The sequence below is a fragment of the Caloranaerobacter azorensis DSM 13643 genome, assembly GCF_900129995.1.
In the GTDB taxonomy this organism is placed as follows: Bacteria; Bacillota; Clostridia; order Tissierellales; family Thermohalobacteraceae; genus Caloranaerobacter; species Caloranaerobacter azorensis.
Genome location: NZ_FQXO01000041.1, coordinates 1 through 20,295, shown reverse-complemented (window position 1 = coordinate 20,295; position 20,295 = coordinate 1). Strand labels below are relative to the sequence as shown.

Genomic DNA, 20,295 nt, shown 5'->3' with positions numbered 1-20,295 from the left:
CGGGGTAAGCGTAACCACTTTCCTCCCATATATCCGCCACATTTACTGTATAAACCTTCGGACCGCGTTTTGGGCTTTGTTTTGTTTTGCAAACTCACCCGATTTATACAGCCTCAAATGTGGTTCGTGTACCTCGGACCAGGATTTTGCCTCTGGCTTCCTTCAGATTCCACCTCGCGATGGACACCCTTGCCTTTAGCTAGTGGTTGGCACGGTCAACCCCCACAGTGGACTTTCACCACCTAGTTGTTACGCATGCCCGGCACACAAAAATAAAGAATGACGGATAAACCGTCATTCTCTATATATTAGTGTTCTAATATATATGCCCACTTGTATTCACTGCTAACACCAACTGGGAATCTTGCTATACCTTTAACATATGGTTTTTGTAAGAAGTTTCTTGCTCTAAAATAAGTTGGTGCTATAGGCATCTCTTCCATTAATAGTTTTTCAGCTTCTAACATATATTCCATTCTCTCATCGCCAGTACTATTGACAGCTTTTTGAATTAGCTCGTCATACTTAGCATTACTCCAGAATGCAGTATTATTACCACCATTAGTTACCCACATATCCATGAAAGTCATTGGATCATTGTAGTCAGCACTCCAACCGCCAAAACTTATAGTAAAATCTCCTTGATTCATTCTTTGGAGACGAATCTTGAACGATATTGTATCAATAGGCACTTCAATACCTAAATTCTTTTTCCACATCTGTTGTAATGCTTGTGCAAACTTCCTTGCAATATCGGCTTGGTCTGTTAAATAGCTAACATGTTTAGCTAATTCTTCTTTAGTAGCTCCAACTTCTTTCAATCCTTCTTCTAATAATCTCTTAGCCTCATCTACAGCCTCTTGTCCTTTAGTACCAGCATCGTAGAATAAGTCTCCATTTTGTTTTCTAAACTCTCCACCAGATTTTCCCGGAATTCCATTAGGAACGAAACCATAAGCTGGTATCGAACCATTAGCAACAACACCATTCACATAAGCCTCTCTATTTATAGCTAATGAAAATGCTTTCCTTATCTTCTTATTACTGAAGAACTTGTCTTTACAGTTAAATTGCAAATATGCAACATTAGCTTCTATCATTCTGCCAAACTCTGGTGAATCCTTATAATTATCTAAGAATTCAGCAGGTACTCCACTCAAATCTAATTCTCCAGTTTCATATAAGTTAATTGCTGTATTAGAATCAGTAATCATATCACATTCGATTCTTTGAAGTTTAACACTGTCAGCATCCCAGTAATTTGGGTTCTTTTCAAGAATTAATTTCTGTTCATGATCCCATCTAGTTATCATGAACGGTCCACTATATACCATCTTATCGGCGTCTGATGCATATTCATCTCCCCACTTTTCTACTGCAGCCTTTTTAGCTGGCATATAAGTAGGGAATGCAGTTAAACTTAAGAAATATGGTACTGGTCTTTCTAGTTCAACCTTTAAAGTCTTCTCATCAAGAGCTTTAACTCCTATTTCATTTGGATCTGTTATTTCACCTGTATTAAATGCCTCTCCATTTTTAATTAGATATAACTGATATGCATATGATGAAGCAGTCTTTGGATCTAAAGCTCTCTTCCAAGCATATTCAAAGTCATAAGCAGTTATTGGATCTCCATCTGACCATTTAGCATCTCTTAATTTAAAAGTATAAACTTTACCATCATCACTTACATCCCAACTTTCAGCTATTCCATTACCTACACTGCCGTCTGGATTTAATCTTACAAGCCCTTCTAAAGTAGCATTTATTACAAAGAATGAAGTTGTATCGGTTGTAGTCTGCGGATCTAAATCAGGTGGTTCAAATCCAATATTTATTTTCAATACTTGTTCTTTAGCTAATTTTTCTTCTCCAGTATCGGCTGGAGCTTGCTGTTCATCTTGATTTGGTTCTTCTTTTCCAGTCTGTGGCTCCTCTGTTGTCTTACCACAGCCTACTAATGCTAGTGAAAATACCATAGTAAAAACTAATAACAATATAAGCCATTTACTCTTCTTCATTAACTAATCCCCCTTCAGATTTTTTATTGTTCATAATAGTTTGCTAATTTATTCTAAACTAATATTCACCTCCCTCGAGTCCATAAATCAAACTCTTTTAAAACTTTTAAATTTTTAGAATTATTAATATCTACTAACTATATTATACTAAATCTTTCCCCTGATATATTTTAAAGATTCTTAAATAAAGTATAAAGAATTTTTAATTTATAAAGAATTCTTAACATATTGCCTACCCAACTATTGACAAAGAACACAAAAAAAATAAAGAATGACGGATAAACCGCCATTCTCTCTATATTAGTGTTCTAATATATATGCCCACTTATATTCAGTACTAACACCAACTGGGAATCTTGCTATACCTTTAACATATGATTTTTGCAAGAAGTTTCTTGCCAAGAAATAAGTTGGTGCTATAGGCATCTCTTCCATTAACAGCTTTTCAGCCTCTAACATATATTCCATTCTCTCATCGCCAGTACTGTTGATAGCCTTTTCGATTAACTCATCATACTTAGCATTGCTCCAGAAAGCATCATTGTTACCGCCATTAGTTACCCACATATCCATGAAAGTCATTGGGTCATTGTAGTCAGCACCCCAGCCGGCACCAACTATAGTAAAGTCACCTTGATCCATTTTTTGTAAGCGAATCTTGAATGATACTGATTCGATAGGTACCTCAATACCTAAGTTCTTCTTCCACATCTGCTGTAGTGCTTGAGCTAATTTTCTAGCAATATCAGAATCACCAGTTAGGTAACCAACATGTTTAGCTAATTCTTCTTTAGTAGCTCCAACTTCTTTTAATCCTTCTTCTAATAATTTATTAGCTTCGTCTATAGCCTCTTGTCCTTTAGTACCAGCATCATAGAATAAGTCTCCATTTTGTTTTCTAAATTCTCCACCAGCTTTTCCAGGGATACCGCCAGGTACGAAACCATAAGCTGGAATTGAACCATTAGCAAGAACTCCATTTACATAAGCTTTTCTATCTATAGCTAATGAGAATGCCTTTCTTATCTTCTTATTACTGAAGAATTTGTCTTTGCAGTTGAACTCTAAGTAGAATGTAGTAGCATCTGGCATTCTAACAAACTCTGGTGAATCCTTATACTTATCTAAGAACTCAGCAGGTACTCCACTCATATCTAATTCTCCAGTTTCATATAAGTTAATTGGAGTATTAGTATCTTTAATCATATCAAATTCGATTCTTTGAAGTTTGACACTATCGGCATCCCAGTAATTTGGGTTCTTTTCAAGAATTAATTTCTGTTCATGATCCCATCTAGTTATCATAAATGGTCCGCTGAATACCATCTTATCAGCATCTGCTGCGTACTTGTCTCCCCACTTCTCTACTGCAGCCTTTTTAGCTGGTAGATAAGTGATAAATGAAGTTAAACTTAAGAAATATGACATTGGTCTTTCTAATTCAACTTTTAAAGTCTTTTCATCAAGAGCCTTAATTCCAATTTCGTTTGGATCTGTTATTTCACCTGTATTGAATGCTTTCGCATTCTTAATTCCGTAGAATTGATATGCATATTGTGAAGCAGTCTTTGGATCTATAGCCCTCTTCCAAGCATATTCAAAGTCATAAGCAGTTATTGGATCTCCATCTGACCATTTAGCATCTCTTAATTTGAAAGTATAAACCTTACCATCATCACTTATATCCCAACTTTCAGCTATTCCCTTACCTACACTGCCATCTGGATTTAATCTTACAAGACCCTCTAAAGTAGCATTCAATATCACAAATGAAACTGTATCGGTTGTAGTCTGCGGATCTAAATCAGGTGGCTCTTCGCCAAGATTTGCTCTCAATACTTGTTCTTTAGCTAATTTCTCTCCTCCAGTATCAGCTGGAGCTTGCTGTTCATCTTGCTTTGGTTCTTCTTTTCCAGTCTGTGGCTCCTCCGGTGTCTTACCACAGCCTGCTAATGCTAGTGAAAATACCATAGTAAAAACTAATAACAATATAAGCCATTTACTTTTTTTCATTAACTAATCCCCCTTTAATTTGTTATAATCCATAGGAAATTATATTCCTTATAGATTTTAAATAACTTTAGAATATAATCTCCATAATGGATATAGGCAAAATCCTCTTTAATTGATTATAAATTTGAAGATTTTGCTCTTGAAATAACAATTTCTAGCTAATTTTTAAAGGTTAATCCTCACCCCCCCTTAAACTCGTCAAGTGAGAAATTTTTAAATTTTTTTAAATTTTAAATCCTAAATATTAAATTCTATACAAATTTAAAAAGTCCTCTAGATTTTTAAAAATTTTCTGTTAAGTGCAAAATTTTTGAAAACTACAAATCCAATCAATCATAATATTTCTTTTTTTAAATATAACTTAATTAAATTTAATTAAAGTATAAAAAATTTTTAACATATTGTCAAGCTAATATTTTATTAATCACTAATATATTTATTCATCTAAATAGATATACATTACACCAATTTAAAACAAAGCGCCGAAGAAAATTCTTCGGCAGCTTATTATCAGCTTACTATTAAATTACATGACATGCTACAAAATGTCCCGGTGATACTTCTCTTAATTCTGGAGTCTGTTCTTTACATATTTTCCTACACAATTTACATCTAGCTTGGAACTTACATCCCGGTGGCGGATTGATTGGACTTGGCACATCCCCTTCAAGAATAATTCTCTTTCTGCTTCTCTCTACTTCTGGGTCTGGGATTGGTACAGCCGATAATAATGCTTTAGTATATGGATGTAGCGGCTTATCATATAATTCATCGCTAGTTGTAAGCTCCATGATTGAACCTAAATACATAACCGCAATTCTATCAGAAATATGCTTAACCATACTCAAATCGTGAGCTATAAAGAGATATGTCAAACCTAGTTTTTGCTGTAATTCCATTAATAGGTTAACAACTTGAGCCTGAATAGATACGTCCAAAGCCGAAATAGGCTCATCACAGACTATAAATTTAGGTTCTATAGCCAACGCTCTTGCTATACCGATACGCTGTCTCTGACCACCACTAAACTCATGAGGAAATCTACTAGCATGCTCTTTATTTAATCCAACTATCTCTAATAATTCATATATTCTTTTTTGTCTCTCTTCCCCAGTATATAGCCCATGAATATCTATTCCTTCGCCTATAATATCAGTAACTGTCATTCTCGGATTTAATGATGCATATGGGTCTTGAAATATCATTTGAGCTTTTCTTGTAAACTGCTTTAATTCTTCTTTATTCAACTTATGAACATTCATTCCATCAAATATAACTTCACCGTCGGTCGCATCATATAATCTTATGATTGTTCTACCTGTCGTCGACTTTCCGCAGCCAGACTCACCAACAAGACCTAATGTTTCACCTTCATTTATAGTAAAACTAATATCATCGACAGCCTTTAATGTTAAGCCCTTGCCAACTTGGAAATATTTTTTTAAGTTCCTTACTTCTATAAGCGTTTTTCTTCCTTCAGCCATATCTATCTCCTTCCTTCAACAATAGGATTTTTTACCTTTGGCGCCATTTCATGCTGTAGCCAGCAGTGTACATGATGCTTTTCACTTATCTGAGTCTTTTCAGGATAGTATTCCTTACATACTGGCATAGCATAATCGCACCTAGCTGCAAATGGACATCCTACAGGCGGCTTAAACAAATCTGGCGGCTGTCCTAATATTGGTACTAATTTTTCCTTGTTGGCAGCGTCTAATCTAGGTACTGACTGTAATAATCCCCAAGTATAAGGATGCTGCGGATTAAAGAATATATCATCACTTGTACCCGATTCTATAATCTTACCGGCATACATAACAACTATTCTATGAGCTATATTAGCAACAACACCAAGGTCATGTGTTATCATTATAATCGATGTATTTAATCTATTCTGCAGCTCTTTCATAAGGTCTAATATCTGTGCTTGAATTGTAACATCTAATGCAGTTGTTGGCTCATCAGCTATTAATAATTTAGGATTACATGCTAGTGCAATAGCTATCATCGCTCTCTGCCTCATACCACCGCTGAATTCATGCGGATACTGTTCAACACGTTTTGCTGGATTTGGAATTCCAACTAATTTAATCATTTCAATTGCTCTTTCTTTTGCCTCTTTTTTAGTCATATTTTGATGTTTAATTAATCCTTCCATTATCTGCTTTCCGATTTTCATAGTAGGGTTAAGTGAAGTCATAGGATCTTGGAAAATCATACTGATTTCGCGACCGCGAACTGACTCCATCTGCTTATCTGTAAATTTAACTAAATCTTTTCCATCGAAGATAATACTGCCTTTCTTAATTCTTCCAGGCGGCATAGGTATAAGCTTCATAATCGACTGGGCCGTAACCGATTTACCGCATCCAGACTCTCCAACTATAGCTAAAGTTTCCCCTTTATCTACATGAAAGTCTACTCCTCTTACAGCTTTAACTTCTCCAGCATAAGTATCAAATGAAACATGTAAGTCTTTTACTTCCAACAATCTATCTCTATTTTCCACTTTATTATCCTCCTTTACTTTCTAAGTCTTGGATCTAGCGCATCTCTTAAACCGTCACCCAATAAGTTGAAAGCAAGCATTGTTATACTGATTAATAGCGATGGGAAAAATAACTGGTATGGATGTATTAAAAGTACTTTACTACCGTCTGATGCTAATGTACCCCAGCTCGCTAATGGTAATGGAAGTCCAAGACCTATATAACTTAAGAATGCCTCTGAGAATATTGCACCCGGAACCGCAAAAGTTATTGATATAATGATTGGACCCATAGAATTTGGAATTAAGTGTCTAGTTATGATTCTCCAGCTATCTGCACCTAGAGTTTTTGCCGCTAACACAAATTCCATTTCTTTTAACTGGAGCACCTGACCTCTAACTAATCGGGCCATTCCTCCCCAACCTGATATAGCAAATGCTATGATTATAGTATGAAGTCCTTGTCCAATAACAACCATTAGAAGAATTACCCATAACATTTGCGGAATTGAGAAAATAATATCAATAATACGCATCATCACTATATCTACATTACCGCCTAAATAACCTGAAACTCCTCCATAGATTACTCCTATCGTAAAGTTTAATATTGCAGTCATAAAGCCAATAAATAGAGATACTCTTGCACCCATCCAACATCTTACAAATATATCTCTGCCTAATGCATCAGTTCCAAACCAATGTTCAGCTGAAGGCGGCTTATTTATACTCATAAAATCTTGTTCATCATAAGAATAAGGTCGCATATAAGGTCCTACTACAGAAAGTATTAATAATAATGCAAGCATTACAATTGAAAGAATTGCTAATTTATTTTCTTTAAGCCTTCTCCAAGCATCTTGCCAATAAGTCAAACTTGGTCTTACTAACTCTTGTGATTTCTCAACATCTTTCCCAACTATTTTAAACATATCTTTGTTCAGTTGAACTTGAGCCATTTTGTCAACCCCTCTCTATCGATCTAATCTTATTCTTGGATCTATTAATCCGTATGCAATATCAACCAAGAATATCATAAATATCAATATTGCTGAATAGAATACTGTTGTACCTAGAATTAATGTATAGTCTCTCTGCTGTATACTTTGAATATAGTATTTTCCTAATCCCGGTATAGCAAATATTTTTTCTATAACAAATGTACCTGTAAGTAATGTAGCTATTGTTGGCCCTAAAATTGTAACAATTGGTAATATAGCATTTCTTATAGTATGTCTCCAAATAACAACAGATTTTGATAGTCCTTTTGCCTTAGCAGTCTTGATATAATCCTGATTTAATACGTCAAGCATACTTGTTCTCATCATCCTAGCTTGGAATGCAATCATTCTCATACCTAATGCCCAAGCAGGTAATATTACGTGATATGGTGTCCCCCATCTTGCAACTGGGAACCATCCTAATTTAACCCCGAACCAATATTGGAATAATGCTGAGAAAACGAAGTTTGGTACTGAAACCCCCAATATAGCCAATAGAATAACGAAATAATCAAAAAAGCCCTTATGATTGAGTGCAGCAACAATACCTAATAATATACCCATGGTGATACCAAACAGACCTGCTGCTAAACCAAGTTGAGCTGAAACAGGGAATCCTGATTTCAACATATCAGCAACCGTTCTGTTCTTATACTTCAATGACATACCCAAATCACCATGTAATAAGTTCTTTAGATAAGTAAAATATTGTACAACTAGCGGCTTGTCTAATCCATACTTAGCTTTAAGATTTTCTAAAATCTCTGCTGGAATTCTTTTTTGATCAGTGAATGGATCTCCAGGAATAGCATGCATCAAGAAGAATGTGATAGTAACTACAACCCATAATGTTAGAATCATAGTCCCTAACCTTTTTAGAGTATACTTAAACATAAATACACCTCCATTAATTTTTACAATGTAACATACTAAAGTAAAAAAGTACTTTAATCCTCCCCCCCTCTTTTCAAAAAATTTATACGAATTACATAAATAATTTATTATATATCAGAACAAAATCTCCTATTTAAACAAAGAAGATTTTGCCTATATTCCTTATAAAATTATACATGATTTTATAGAATACACATAATTCAGAATTTGACCAATTAAAAATTTTATACCTTGAGTGATTTATTAAAATTGTCTGAAATTTTTTACTTTTCTATTTTATGATACTTTATACTTCTTTATTATGCAATTAAATAAGTTTTAATAAATTGTTAAGAAAATGTAATATTTGATGCTGAATAATTAGAATTACTGCTTTAACTTCTCCAATATTATCCTATTTACTAATTGAGGATTTGCCTTCCCCTTTGTAATCTTCATAACCTGGCCTATCAAAAAACCTAATACTTTCTCCTTTCCATTTTTATATTCTTCTACTGATTGCTTATTTTCTTCAATTATTCTGTCAATTATGCATTCTAATTCTGATACATCGCTTATCTGAAGCAAACCTCTTTCTTCAATTATTGCTTCTGGATTTTTTCCTTCTTCAAACATGATTTTTAATACTTTCTTTCCAATATTATTACTAATTTTACCGTTATTTATTAGCTCTAATAGATTAGCAAAATCTTTATGAGTAAATTTCATCTCATTAATATCCATATCACTAGCATTAATCCACCTTAAAATATTCCCCATAATCCAATTACTAACTTGTTTCGGGTTTTTATTGATTTTAACTGTCTTTTCAAAAAAATTAGCCAGCTCTTTTGAAGATGTCAATACAGCTGCATCATACTCTGGCAAATTATATTCTCTCATAAATCTTTCTTTTCTATTATCGGGAAGCTCGGGCAAATTTTCTTTAATATCCCTTATCCAATTTTCATCTACTTCAATTTCTACTAAATCAGGTTCAGGAAAATATCTATAATCCTCAACCGTTTCTTTTCCCCTCATAACTACAGTTTCGTTTTTATTTTCATCCCATTTTCTTGTCTCTTTAAGTGTGTTTTCCCGATGTTTCAATAATTCAATGTGTCTTTTTTCCTCAAATTCCATAGCTTTAACAGCAGCCTTAAATGAATTTAAGTTTTTAATCTCCGTAATTGTACTCTTTAATTTTGTTTTTTCGTCTATAACATTTATATTAATATCACATCTTAAGGAACCTTCTTCCATTTTACAATCAGAAATCTCGATATACTTAAGTATAACTTTTAATTTTTCTAAAAACATTCTCGCCTCTTCGGGTGAGTTCATATCAGGATAAGTTACAATTTCTATTAAAGGAACTCCGCTTCTATTGTAATCTAGAAGAACATTCCCATTTCCATCATAAATAGATTTCCCTGTATCCTCTTCTATATGTATCCTTTTGATTCTTATTTTCTTTTCGCCATGCTTTGTATTTATCTTTATATATCCATCCTTACAAAGAGGATTACTATATTGAGTAATCTGGTATCCCTTTACTAAATCTGGATAAAAATAATTTTTTCTATCCATTCTGCTTCTGTTTGATATTTTACAATTTAAAGCTAATCCCGCTCTTATGCAATATTCTACAACTTTTTTATTAAGTACAGGCAGAGCTCCTGGAAGTCCTAAACAAACCGGGCAGCAATTTGTATTTGCTTCTCTGCCAAATTCGGCTAAACAGCCACAAAATATTTTAGTTTTAGTTAAGAGTTCAACATGTATTTCAAGTCCTATTATTGTCTTATACGCCACTTTTTATCCCTTCCTTTATTTCAGGAATTCTTTTTTGAAAGTCGCTATTCTTTTCATAAGCATATGCTACGCTCAATATATCAATTTCACCAAAAATTTTACCTAATATCTGCATTCCAACCGGCAAACCATCAATATATCCACAAGGCAATGTAATAGCAGGTATCCCTACAATATTCGCCGACACAGTTAATACATCTGAAAAATACATAGAGACGAGTTTCTTTTCTCCAATCTCATAAGGTAATGTAGGTGTCGTAGGCGATATAATAATATCAAAATCTCTAAATACTCTTTCAAAATCTCTTATAATTAATGTCCTCATCTGTTGAGCCTTTTTATAGTATTTACTATAATGGCTTGAACTTAAAAAATAAGTTCCAATCATTATCCTTCTCTTTACTTCATCACCAAACATTTTTGTTCTTGTCTTTACAATCAATTCTTCAACTGAATTATAATTTTCAACTCTTTCCCCATATCTAACACCATCAAACCTAGCAAGATTAGAACTGGCTTCAGAAGGTGCTAAAATATAATATGTAGCCAAAGCATATTCTGAAAAAGGTAGTGAAACATAGTCTATTTTCGCCCCAAGTTTCTCGAGAACCTTAACCGCATCTAATACCTTCTCTTTTATCCTATTGTCTACTTTATCATCGAAATATTCTTTTGGCAGAGCCACTTTTATCCCTCTAATATCCTTCATTAACGCCTTTGTATAATCAATATTGCCATTATCGACAGATGTAGAATCTTTTTTATCGAAACCTATTATACTGTTTAATACGATTGCACAATCTTCTACATCTTTAGTCAAAGGCCCTATCTGATCAAATGATGATGCAAATGCTACTAATCCATATCTCGATACGAGTCCATATGTAGGTTTTAATCCAACTATTCCACAAAAAGCTGCCGGCTGCCTTATTGAACCTCCTGTAGATGAACCTAAAGCATATGGAACTAAAGATGCTGAAACGGCCGCCGCCGAACCACCACTTGAACCTCCCGGTACTTTGTTTAAATCCCAAGGATTTTTAGTAATCTTAAAGGCAGAATTTTCTGTGCTAGAGCCCATTGCAAATTCATCCATATTAGTCTTACCTATTATAATCGCATCACTTAATTTGAGTCTTTTCACAACGGTTGCATCATATGGCGGTATGAAATTTTTTAAAATTCTAGAGCCGCAAGTTGTCTTAATTCCCTCTGTTACTATATTATCTTTAATTCCTACAGGAATTCCCGCTAAATCACTTAAATTAGAAATATCTTCCTTTATCTTTTTGTCTATTTTTCTAGCATCTTCAATAGCCTTTTCTTTAGTCAAAGTTATGAAACTGCCTACTTTATCTTCTAATTTCTCTATTCTGCTTAAAAAGCTTCTCACTATTTCTTCTGATGATACTTCTCTATTTCGTATCAAATCCCTCAATTCATGTATCGTAAGATTTATTAAATCCACTTTTCATATCACCTCTAATTAAATCAAGTTAACAATATACAAAACAAAGAAATGTAAAATTGGAAATTAAATGTAAAATTATTTGTAAACTAATTTTATATTTCCAATTTCTAATTTCTAATAATTTTACATTTTACATTTTCAATTTTAAATTTTTAAAACAAAGTGTCCTTCTGTTGTCTCTTCTGCATTAGAAAGAGCCTTCTCTCTTTCTAAAGAAGGCTTTATAATATCTTCTCTAAAGAAATTTTTAGAATGATATATGTTATAAGTCGGCTCTATGCCTTCTGTATCTACTTCATTCAACTTTTCAACTAATTCTAAAATCGCTGTTAATTGATTGGTAAATTTCTCTACGTCATTTTCATCAATTTCTAGCTTTGCTAACTTTGCTATGTGTTTGATTTCTTTTTGAGATATTTTCATATAATATCCTCCTTAAAAAGTCTATAGTCTATTAAAATAACACTCATTCGGAAAAAGAATCGATAATATCTAAAAATTCCCTACCAGTAATTATTTTTATACCTAATTCCACCGCTTTATCATATTTAGAACCCGGATTTTCTCCTACGATTACGTAATCAGTCTTTTTGCTAACACTACTAGATACTTTTCCTCCCATTTTAGTTATTATCTCCTTTGCTTCTTTCCTACTTATTCCTTCAATAGTCCCAGTTACAACAACTGTTTTCCCCGAAAATATAGTATCATTTTCTATCTTTTCCTCTTTATAAACCGGATTTACACCTTCGTCCAAAAGTTTATTTATATTAGAAATTATTTTTTCATCCGTAAAAAACTCTATTATATTATTTGCCACTTTGTCTCCAATATCAGGTATTGCTATAAGTTCTTCATAAGTTGCATTCATCAATCTTTCGAGAGATTTGAATGTATTAGCTAAATCGGTTGCAGTTTTCTTTCCCACATTAGGTATTCCCAATGCAAATATAAATGAGTCTAATCTGCAATTTTTACTCTTTTCAATTGCATTTAACAGATTTTCCGCCTTTTTCTTTCCAAATCTATCCAAATTGATTAACTGCTCAAATTTTAGCTCATAAAGCCCTGGTATATCTTCAAGCCCTAATTCTTCGTATAACTGCTCTGCTGTCTTTTCACTGAATCCTTCTATATTCATTGCATCTCTACTCGCATAATGAACTAATCTAGAAACTAACTGCGGTTTACAGGATAGAGAATTCGGGCAGAAAATATGCACTCCTTCTTGAATAAGCTCACTACCACAAGCAGGACATTCTTTTGGCTTTTCTATTTCTTTAGGATTTTCACAACTATCTTCAACTGTTCCCATTATTTCTGGTATTACGTCATTAGATCTTCTTATCCATACTCTACAGCCAATTTTAACTTTCTTTCTCTGAATATCGTCCCAATTATTTAATGTAGCTCTTTTAACTGTTACTCCACCTATTTCAACAGGCTCAAGTATCGCTGTCGGGGTAACTTTTCCCGTTCTTCCCACATTCCACTTAACATCTATCAGTTTCGTCGTCATTTCTTCTGCTTCAAATTTATATGCTATGGCCCAACGTGGAAATTTCTGTGTATAGCCTAAAACCTCTCTTGTTCTCATATCATTTATTTTTATCACAAGTCCATCTGTTAAAACATCAAGAGTATTTCTGACTTCCTTTACTCTCTCTATTTCTTCTATTACCTCATCAATGCTATTAAAAGTCTTTATATATTCACTGACTGGCAGTCTATTTTCTTTTAAGAAATCTATCATTTCAAGATGTGTATTAAAACTTTTCCCCTCTATATAGCCTACATTATAAAAATAAGCTATCAATTTTCTCTTTGCGGTAACTTTAGGATCTAAATTTCTCAAAGCTCCAGCAGCCGCATTCCTCGCATTTTTAAGCGGTTCATCTGCTGTCTTATTATATTCTTCTAGAACTGATAAAGGCATTAGTCCTTCACCCTGTATTTCAACAGTACCTTTAAATTTTATACTCAAGGGTATCGATTTTATAGTTTTTATCTGCGGCAGTATTGCCTCCCCTATTTCTCCATTACCTCTAGTCGCCCCTTGTACTAATTTCCCTTCTCTATAAGTAAGATTAATTGTAAGGCCATCAAATTTATACTCGACTACATAAGTAGGATTAGGTAATCTTTCTTCATTTTCTCTATTGTACTCTTCTATTAATCTCCTTACCCTTGTATCCCAATTTTTTAATTCTAAAGCAGTTTTACATTTATCCAAACTCCATAATTTACCTAAATGTTTATGCTTCTCGAATTTTTCAAGCGGCGTTGCTCCAACTCTCTGTGTTGGAGAATCGCTTAAGACTATTCCCGTTTCCTGTTCCAATTTTACTAATTCATCATAGAGCTTATCATACTCCTTATCACTAACTTTAGGATTGTCTAAAACATAGTAATGATAATTTAAATCGTTTATTATATCTACAAGTTCTCTAATACGCTCTTTTTTGTCCATCATCTCACCTTCTTTACCAATTTTACATTTTCAATTTTTAATTTTACATCTAATCCACCACTTCTATTGGTGCAAAGTTAAGCATAAGTTTCTTAATGCCCTTACTTTCGAATGCAACCGATATCTCTTTATCTCCACCCTTATCTTTAACCTGTACAACTGTTCCTATCCCCCATATTTTATGCCTAACTTTCTTCCCGGGTTTTATATCATTTGAAGAAACGCTCGATTTGCTAATATCTTTTTCTACTACCCCTGTAAAGAATCTATTAGTATCTTTTTTTATCTTATTTGATACTTTCACTGTCTTTTCATTTAAATTCTCCACAAGATATTCTGGTATCTCATTTATAAATCTTGATGCAGCATTATACATGGTATGTCCATATAAAGTTCTTTCAGTGGCATAAGTCATATATAAAGTTTTCATTGCCCTGGTAATACCGACATAGCATAATCTTCTTTCTTCTTCTAATTCTTCATCATTTTCAAGTGCTCTTGAAAGTGGGAAAATTCTTTCCTCCATTCCTGCTAAAAATACTACTGGAAACTCCAAACCTTTAGCACTATGTAATGTCATAAGTAAAACAGCATTTCCCTCATCTTCTACATTATCAATATCTGAAAGCAGTGAAATACTTGCTAAAAACTCCTCTAAAGTATTTTCTTCACTTTTTTGTTCAAAATCTATTGCTACAGAAATAAATTCTTTTATGTTCTCTATTCTACTTTCAGCTTCAATTGTATTTTCTTTTTTAAGTTCCTCTATATACCCTATTGAATCTATAACATTTTCTATAAGCCCTCTTACTCCTAAAATCTCCTTCATAGCTATAAACTTATTTATTAGAGTAGTAAACTTATTTATATTAGCAATAGCCCTCTGCGATAACCCTGGGATATCCTCTGCATCTAATATAGCACTATATAGACTCTCGCCCGTCTTTTGACAATATGCTTCTATCTTTTCAATAGTCTTACTGCCAATCCCCCTTTTAGGTACATTGATTATCCTCTTTAAACTTATATTGTCAACTGGATTTTGTATAAGCCTTAAATATGCTATAATGTCTTTTATTTCTTTTCTATCATAGAATTTAAGCCCTCCGACTATTTTATAAGGGATATTCGATTTTATTAATGCTTCTTCTATAACACGCGATTGGGCATTTGTTCTATAGAGAACAGCAAAATCTGAAAACTTTAAACCTTCATTTTTAATTTTTTCATTTATTTTATTTGCTATAAAATTAGCTTCATCATGCTCATTGTAACCTCTATAAAGTTTTATTAAAGTTCCTCCATCATTTTCAGTCCATAATCTCTTTGATTTTCTCCCATAATTATTATTTATTACATGATTAGCCGCTTCTAGTATAGTTTTAGTAGAACGATAATTCTGCTCAAGTTTTATAACTTTTGTATCTGGAAAATCCTTTTCAAATTCGAGTATGTTCCTAATATCTGCCCCTCTAAACTTGTAAATCGATTGATCATCATCGCCAACAACGCAAATATTCATATATTTTCTCGACAATAATCTAATTAATTCATACTGTGCTCTATTTGTATCTTGATACTCGTCCACTAAAATATATTTAAATCTCTCCTGATAATCATTTAAAACATCTGGATTTTTTCTAAACAAATCTATGGTCTTAAATATTAAGTCATCAAAATCTAATGCATTATTCTCTTTTAATTTCTTTTGATACAAGCTGTAAATTAAAGCCTTATTCCTTTCTCTAAAGTCGCCATAATTATCCCTCATATATGTATCCGCATCTATAAGCTTATCTTTTTGAGAACTTATAAAGCTTAAAATAGCCTTCGGTTCATAAAACTCTTCATTTAGATTTAATTCCTTTATACAATCTTTTATAAGTGTCTTTTGATCAGTCGTATCGAATATTACAAAATTTCTACTGTATCCTATCCTATCGATATTTCTTCTTAAAATTCTTACACATATTGAATGAAATGTTCCAATCCACATATTTTGAGCTTTACCACCAATAAGTTTTTCTATTCTTTCCTTCATCTCATTAGCAGCCTTATTAGTAAAAGTTATTGCTAAAATATTCTCTGGTTTTATCCCTTTTTCTTCTATTAGGTATGCTATCCTATAAGTTAATACCCTTGTTTTTCCCGAACCTGCACCAGCCAATACTAATAATGGTCCTTCTGTAGTTAATACTGCCTCTTTCTGTCTATCATTTAAAGTATCTAAAGAAATCATATATTTTTCTCCTCTCACTTTCATTCTTTTCTCTATATAACAAAATCTTTGATTTTTTTGATTTAAATAAATTGGGTTAGATTTTGCTTATATATCCATTTAAAATTATACACAATTCAATTAGGTATTTTAATAATATAATTTCCGTCTATGGATTTCAATAAAATCTTCCTTACAATATTTACTTAAATCAAATATTTCGTTCTAAAAATATATTTTAACCCCTGCTATTATAAGCAGGGGTTAAAATATATTTACGCAATTTAGATGTATAATCATTCTGCAGCCGATAGATATTTCGATTCACTACCATCTATCAAACCGCCTTCGATAGTATATAAGCTATAGAAATATCCTTTTTTATCTATTAACTCTTGGAATGTTCCTATCTCCTTAATTCTTCCCTCTTTTATTACGATTATTTTATCGTATTTTTCAAGTATATTTCCTATAAGTTTATGAGTTACTACTAAAATAGTTAATTCTTTAATATCTATTAATGAATTTTCTATTTTAAATGCAGTCTCATTATCTAATGATGAAGTAGCTTCATCTAATATTAAAATAGGTGTGTTTTTAACTAAAGCTCTAGCTATTGCTATTCTCTGTCTTTCTCCACCTGATAAATTACATCCACTCTCTCCTACATACGTATTCAATCCATTATCCAACGAATTAATTAATGGTTTTAATCCTGACTTTTCAATAATTTCATTTAAATAATTATCAGAATAATCATTAAATAAAACTATATTCTCTTTTATACTAGAATCAAACATAAATACTTCTTGCTGTATTACTGAAATCAACTGATATAAAGAATCTGCTTTTATTTTCCTTATATCTATTCCATCTATTGTAATCTCGCCGTCAAAGTCGTCAAAATATCCTAACAATAATTTCAATATAGTAGTTTTACCACTTCCACTAGAGCCTACAATGGCACATTTTTCACCTTTACTAATAGAAAAATTAACATCTTTTAAAACGTCTCTACCTTCTTTGTAAGAAAAACTAACATTTTTAAATTCAATTTTATCATTAAATGCGACCTTTTCAATTCCTTCTTTATCACTAACAGTAGAAAATAAAAGTTCCATAAATTTTTCATTTATTTTCTTTATTGATTTTATTTTATTAATATCTCCGGCTAAATTCCCTAATGGACTAACTATGTAGTTCATCAATTGAACAGAAGCTATCAAATAACCAACAGTCATAAGCCCTTTTATAACCATATATGTACCAACTACAATTACCGCTAAAAACATTAGAAAACCCGATACTGATGATAAAGCTGTTACAAATGAACTAATAACTTTAAATCTATATTTAGTCCTTTCAACTTCACTATTGAAATTAGCATATTCTTCTTTTATTTTATTCTCTATATTAAAACTCTTTATAACTTCGTAACCACTTAAAAACTCCTTCATTGATGTAGTAAAATTGCTTAAAGAATCAGAAAATTCTTTTTTATATTGTGAAACTTTTTTGCCAAATAGATTAGGTATTAGAATAGGTAACCCACCTACAATTATTACAGTTACTAACAAATAAGGATTTATGATTACTATAGTTACGGTTGCTGTAATAAGTCTAAAGCTCTGATATATAAAATCTAAAATAGTATTAAAGTAATCTTGCTCTAACATCGTTATATCGTTTGTAAACATAGATATATAATGTGAAATATTCTGTTTTCTAAAAGACATTATATCTTTCTGTATGAGTTTACTAAACAAATCCTCTTTTAAATCTAAAAAAGTTTTATTTATATATTTAGCCTTCATGACATCTACTATATAGTCTAATAGAAAACTTAAAATAACAAATATGATTGCATAAAACAAGATTTCTTTAAATCTATCTATATTTTTATTAACCCCACTGTCTACAATTTCCTTTAATCCTAATGCTAATAGAATATCGGTTAATGTCAACACAAACATTAATATTATATTAATAATCAGTAGTCCTTTGTGTTTATATAAGTATTTTTTCATTCATATAATCCCCCTATTTTTATTAATACTAAATATTTGAAATAAAGCAAAATCTATAATACTTTGTAGAATGTTTATACTTTCTCCCCGATAAATTGTTTTAGAATATTTAAAATATAATTAAACTTCATTTTATTCCCCTAAAATTTATTTTTATGCTACTATACATTTAATAAACTTTATTCTTCTGACTGTATTTCATAAATTGTTTTAATAATTTCATTTAGTAATCCTTTTTTCTGTAATTCTGCAATTTTTTCTAACACTAATACCGTTTTCTTTTTTCTTAAATTACATTCAAACTCACTAAAGTTTAATTTCATTTCACCATCATCTGTTAATTGAGAACCCAAACATTGTTTACACCAAAATCTTGCTATGCATTTTGAGCACTTTTCTATTTTAAACTTATTCAACTCCATCATTTTATTTCGAACACATGTATACTTATTTTCATTTTCTAAATCTTCATTTGAAAAAATATTCCCCATATTATATTGAACTTTATTAATATACAGATGGCACGGATATATATCACCATTTATATTTATCGAAACAAATTCTATACCTGCTCTACAAAAATAATGCATAAAAGTCTTTGAAAAGAAATATGAAAATATTAGAAAAATATCATCTAAAAAAATAAACCTATTAGCCGCAATATTATCAAAAGTGAAATTAACTTCCTTTTTTAATTCATCCTCATTAATACTAATATCCTGAATTGTATTTTCTTGCTTTGATTTCTTCTCATTCAATATAGATATTGTTTTTATAGATAGATCATCATATAACATAGATGCTATCTGTTGTCTGGTATATTTAGCTGCAGAATTCTCTGTATATGTCCCTTCTATACATATAGGAATCATCCCTTTTCTTTGTAAAATATTTATATTTTTAGCTATAACATCATAAGTTCCTTTTCCATTTTTAAAAACTCTATTAAAATCATTAATCTCTTTAGGTCCATCAACGCTTACAGTTATTTTAATATTGTATTTATTAAGCACTTCTATAACCTTATCATCAATTAAAGTCAAATTGGTTATTATGTTATATGCTATATTTTTTTCACTTAAATTTTTACATATTTCTTCAATTGCATCTATCCCAAGTAATGGCTCTCCACCAAAAAAAGTTATATTACTAATATTACTAAATTTACTAATTATAATATCACTTATTCTTTTAGCTGTAGTTCGTGTCATTATTTTATCTTGAGAACCATAATTACCTTGATTTGCATAACAATATTTACATGCTAAATTACAAGTATTGCTCACATGTATTTTAATATAATCCAATTCTTTTAATCTTTTATTATGTTTTATATACGACGTTCTATTATTAAAAAAGGTATCAAATATCTCCTTGTATTCCTTATCATTCACTTTATCGTTATTTATCCCATTATAATATATATCTTGGAACTTTTTATAATAGCTACTATTTAATTCGTAAAAATCCATCTTGTCTAAATCAAAAATTACACTTTTATCTTCTGTTATATAAGTATTATTTTTATCGAAATACATAAAAACCCCCCCTTAAAAATATAATTTTAGTTTACAACGAAATTCTGTAAGTACTAAAAAATCTCTACAAAATTAAAAATATTCATAAAATCATGTTTGCACTAATTCAAATCTTTAAAAACTATAAATCTAAAAAACAACCCAATTTAAATATTTTTCATAGTTCATCTATACAAACGTAAAACTCACTTTTATATATAATCATTGTGAGTTATATTCGTTTTATATTTTCACAAAAATTATACCATATTATATCAATATTGTAAAATACATTTCGCTATTTGTTAAAAATCATAATCGAGTAGGAGGTAGATGATTAATTCATCTACCGACCTCTCACACCACCGTACGTACCGTTCG

At 31.4% G+C, this 20,295-nt stretch carries 13 protein-coding genes; all 13 read right to left on the bottom strand.

What is annotated here, in order from left to right:
• Positions 1–308: 308 nt before the first annotated feature.
• Positions 309–2,021, bottom strand: coding sequence for a peptide ABC transporter substrate-binding protein (locus BUB51_RS07655; RefSeq protein ID WP_073196780.1), 1,713 nt, complete (start codon positions 2,019–2,021; stop codon positions 309–311).
• 300 nt (positions 2,022–2,321) lie between these two features.
• Positions 2,322–4,034, bottom strand: coding sequence for a peptide ABC transporter substrate-binding protein (locus BUB51_RS07650; protein WP_073196779.1), 1,713 nt, complete (start codon positions 4,032–4,034; stop codon positions 2,322–2,324).
• Between the two features lie 521 nt (positions 4,035–4,555).
• Complete coding sequence (locus BUB51_RS07645; protein WP_035163411.1) at positions 4,556–5,518, bottom strand: ABC transporter ATP-binding protein; 963 nt, start codon at positions 5,516–5,518, stop codon at positions 4,556–4,558.
• 2 nt (positions 5,519–5,520) lie between these two features.
• Positions 5,521–6,543: an ABC transporter ATP-binding protein gene (locus BUB51_RS07640; RefSeq protein WP_035163412.1), complete on the bottom strand. Its 1,023-nt coding sequence runs from the start codon at positions 6,541–6,543 to the stop codon at positions 5,521–5,523.
• 14 nt (positions 6,544–6,557) lie between these two features.
• The gene (locus tag BUB51_RS07635) at positions 6,558–7,481 is read right to left on the bottom strand and encodes an ABC transporter permease (protein WP_035163413.1); all 924 of its coding nucleotides are present in this window, start codon (positions 7,479–7,481) and stop codon (positions 6,558–6,560) included.
• A 15-nt stretch (positions 7,482–7,496) separates the two neighbouring features.
• Positions 7,497–8,417 carry an ABC transporter permease gene (locus BUB51_RS07630; protein ID WP_035163414.1) on the bottom strand — a complete coding sequence of 307 codons (921 nt, stop codon included), beginning with the start codon at positions 8,415–8,417 and terminating at the stop codon, positions 7,497–7,499.
• A gap of 366 nt (positions 8,418–8,783) precedes the next feature.
• On the bottom strand, positions 8,784–10,211 hold the full coding sequence (gatB, locus tag BUB51_RS07625; protein ID WP_073196777.1) for an Asp-tRNA(Asn)/Glu-tRNA(Gln) amidotransferase subunit GatB: 1,428 nt from the start codon (positions 10,209–10,211) through the stop codon (positions 8,784–8,786).
• A complete protein-coding gene (gatA, locus tag BUB51_RS07620; protein ID WP_073196775.1) occupies positions 10,201–11,679 on the bottom strand; it encodes an Asp-tRNA(Asn)/Glu-tRNA(Gln) amidotransferase subunit GatA in 1,479 nt (492 codons plus the stop codon). Before gatA ends, gatB begins: the two co-directional genes overlap by 11 nt.
• A 147-nt stretch (positions 11,680–11,826) precedes the next feature.
• Entirely contained in the window at positions 11,827–12,105 is a 279-nt protein-coding gene (gene gatC, locus BUB51_RS07615) for an Asp-tRNA(Asn)/Glu-tRNA(Gln) amidotransferase subunit GatC (protein ID WP_073196773.1), read from the bottom strand.
• Positions 12,106–12,148: 43 nt separating this feature from the next.
• Positions 12,149–14,152: an NAD-dependent DNA ligase LigA gene (gene ligA / locus BUB51_RS07610; protein WP_278294235.1), complete on the bottom strand. Its 2,004-nt coding sequence runs from the start codon at positions 14,150–14,152 to the stop codon at positions 12,149–12,151.
• A gap of 49 nt (positions 14,153–14,201) precedes the next feature.
• The gene (gene pcrA / locus BUB51_RS07605) at positions 14,202–16,391 is read right to left on the bottom strand and encodes a DNA helicase PcrA (RefSeq protein WP_073196769.1); all 2,190 of its coding nucleotides are present in this window, start codon (positions 16,389–16,391) and stop codon (positions 14,202–14,204) included.
• A 275-nt stretch (positions 16,392–16,666) separates the two neighbouring features.
• On the bottom strand, positions 16,667–18,397 hold the full coding sequence (locus BUB51_RS07600; RefSeq protein WP_073196767.1) for an ABC transporter ATP-binding protein: 1,731 nt from the start codon (positions 18,395–18,397) through the stop codon (positions 16,667–16,669).
• 179 nt (positions 18,398–18,576) lie between these two features.
• A complete protein-coding gene (locus tag BUB51_RS07595; protein ID WP_073196765.1) occupies positions 18,577–19,935 on the bottom strand; it encodes a radical SAM/SPASM domain-containing protein in 1,359 nt (452 codons plus the stop codon).
• Positions 19,936–20,295 lie beyond the last annotated feature (360 nt).

Bases quoted from the DNA above. Each gene is read 5' to 3' on its own strand.
- BUB51_RS07655 (WP_073196780.1), bottom strand. From the start codon at position 2,021: ATGAAGAAGAGTAAATGGCTTATATTGTTATTAGTTTTTACTATGGTA.
- BUB51_RS07650 (WP_073196779.1), bottom strand. From the start codon at position 4,034: ATGAAAAAAAGTAAATGGCTTATATTGTTATTAGTTTTTACTATGGTA.
- BUB51_RS07645 (WP_035163411.1), bottom strand. From the start codon at position 5,518: ATGGCTGAAGGAAGAAAAACGCTTATAGAAGTAAGGAACTTAAAAAAA.
- BUB51_RS07635 (WP_035163413.1), bottom strand. From the start codon at position 7,481: ATGGCTCAAGTTCAACTGAACAAAGATATGTTTAAAATAGTTGGGAAA.
- BUB51_RS07630 (WP_035163414.1), bottom strand. From the start codon at position 8,417: ATGTTTAAGTATACTCTAAAAAGGTTAGGGACTATGATTCTAACATTA.
- gatC (WP_073196773.1), bottom strand. From the start codon at position 12,105: ATGAAAATATCTCAAAAAGAAATCAAACACATAGCAAAGTTAGCAAAG.
- ligA (WP_278294235.1), bottom strand. From the start codon at position 14,152: ATGGACAAAAAAGAGCGTATTAGAGAACTTGTAGATATAATAAACGAT.
- pcrA (WP_073196769.1), bottom strand. From the start codon at position 16,391: ATGATTTCTTTAGATACTTTAAATGATAGACAGAAAGAGGCAGTATTA.
- BUB51_RS07600 (WP_073196767.1), bottom strand. From the start codon at position 18,397: ATGAAAAAATACTTATATAAACACAAAGGACTACTGATTATTAATATA.
- BUB51_RS07595 (WP_073196765.1), bottom strand. From the start codon at position 19,935: ATGTATTTCGATAAAAATAATACTTATATAACAGAAGATAAAAGTGTA.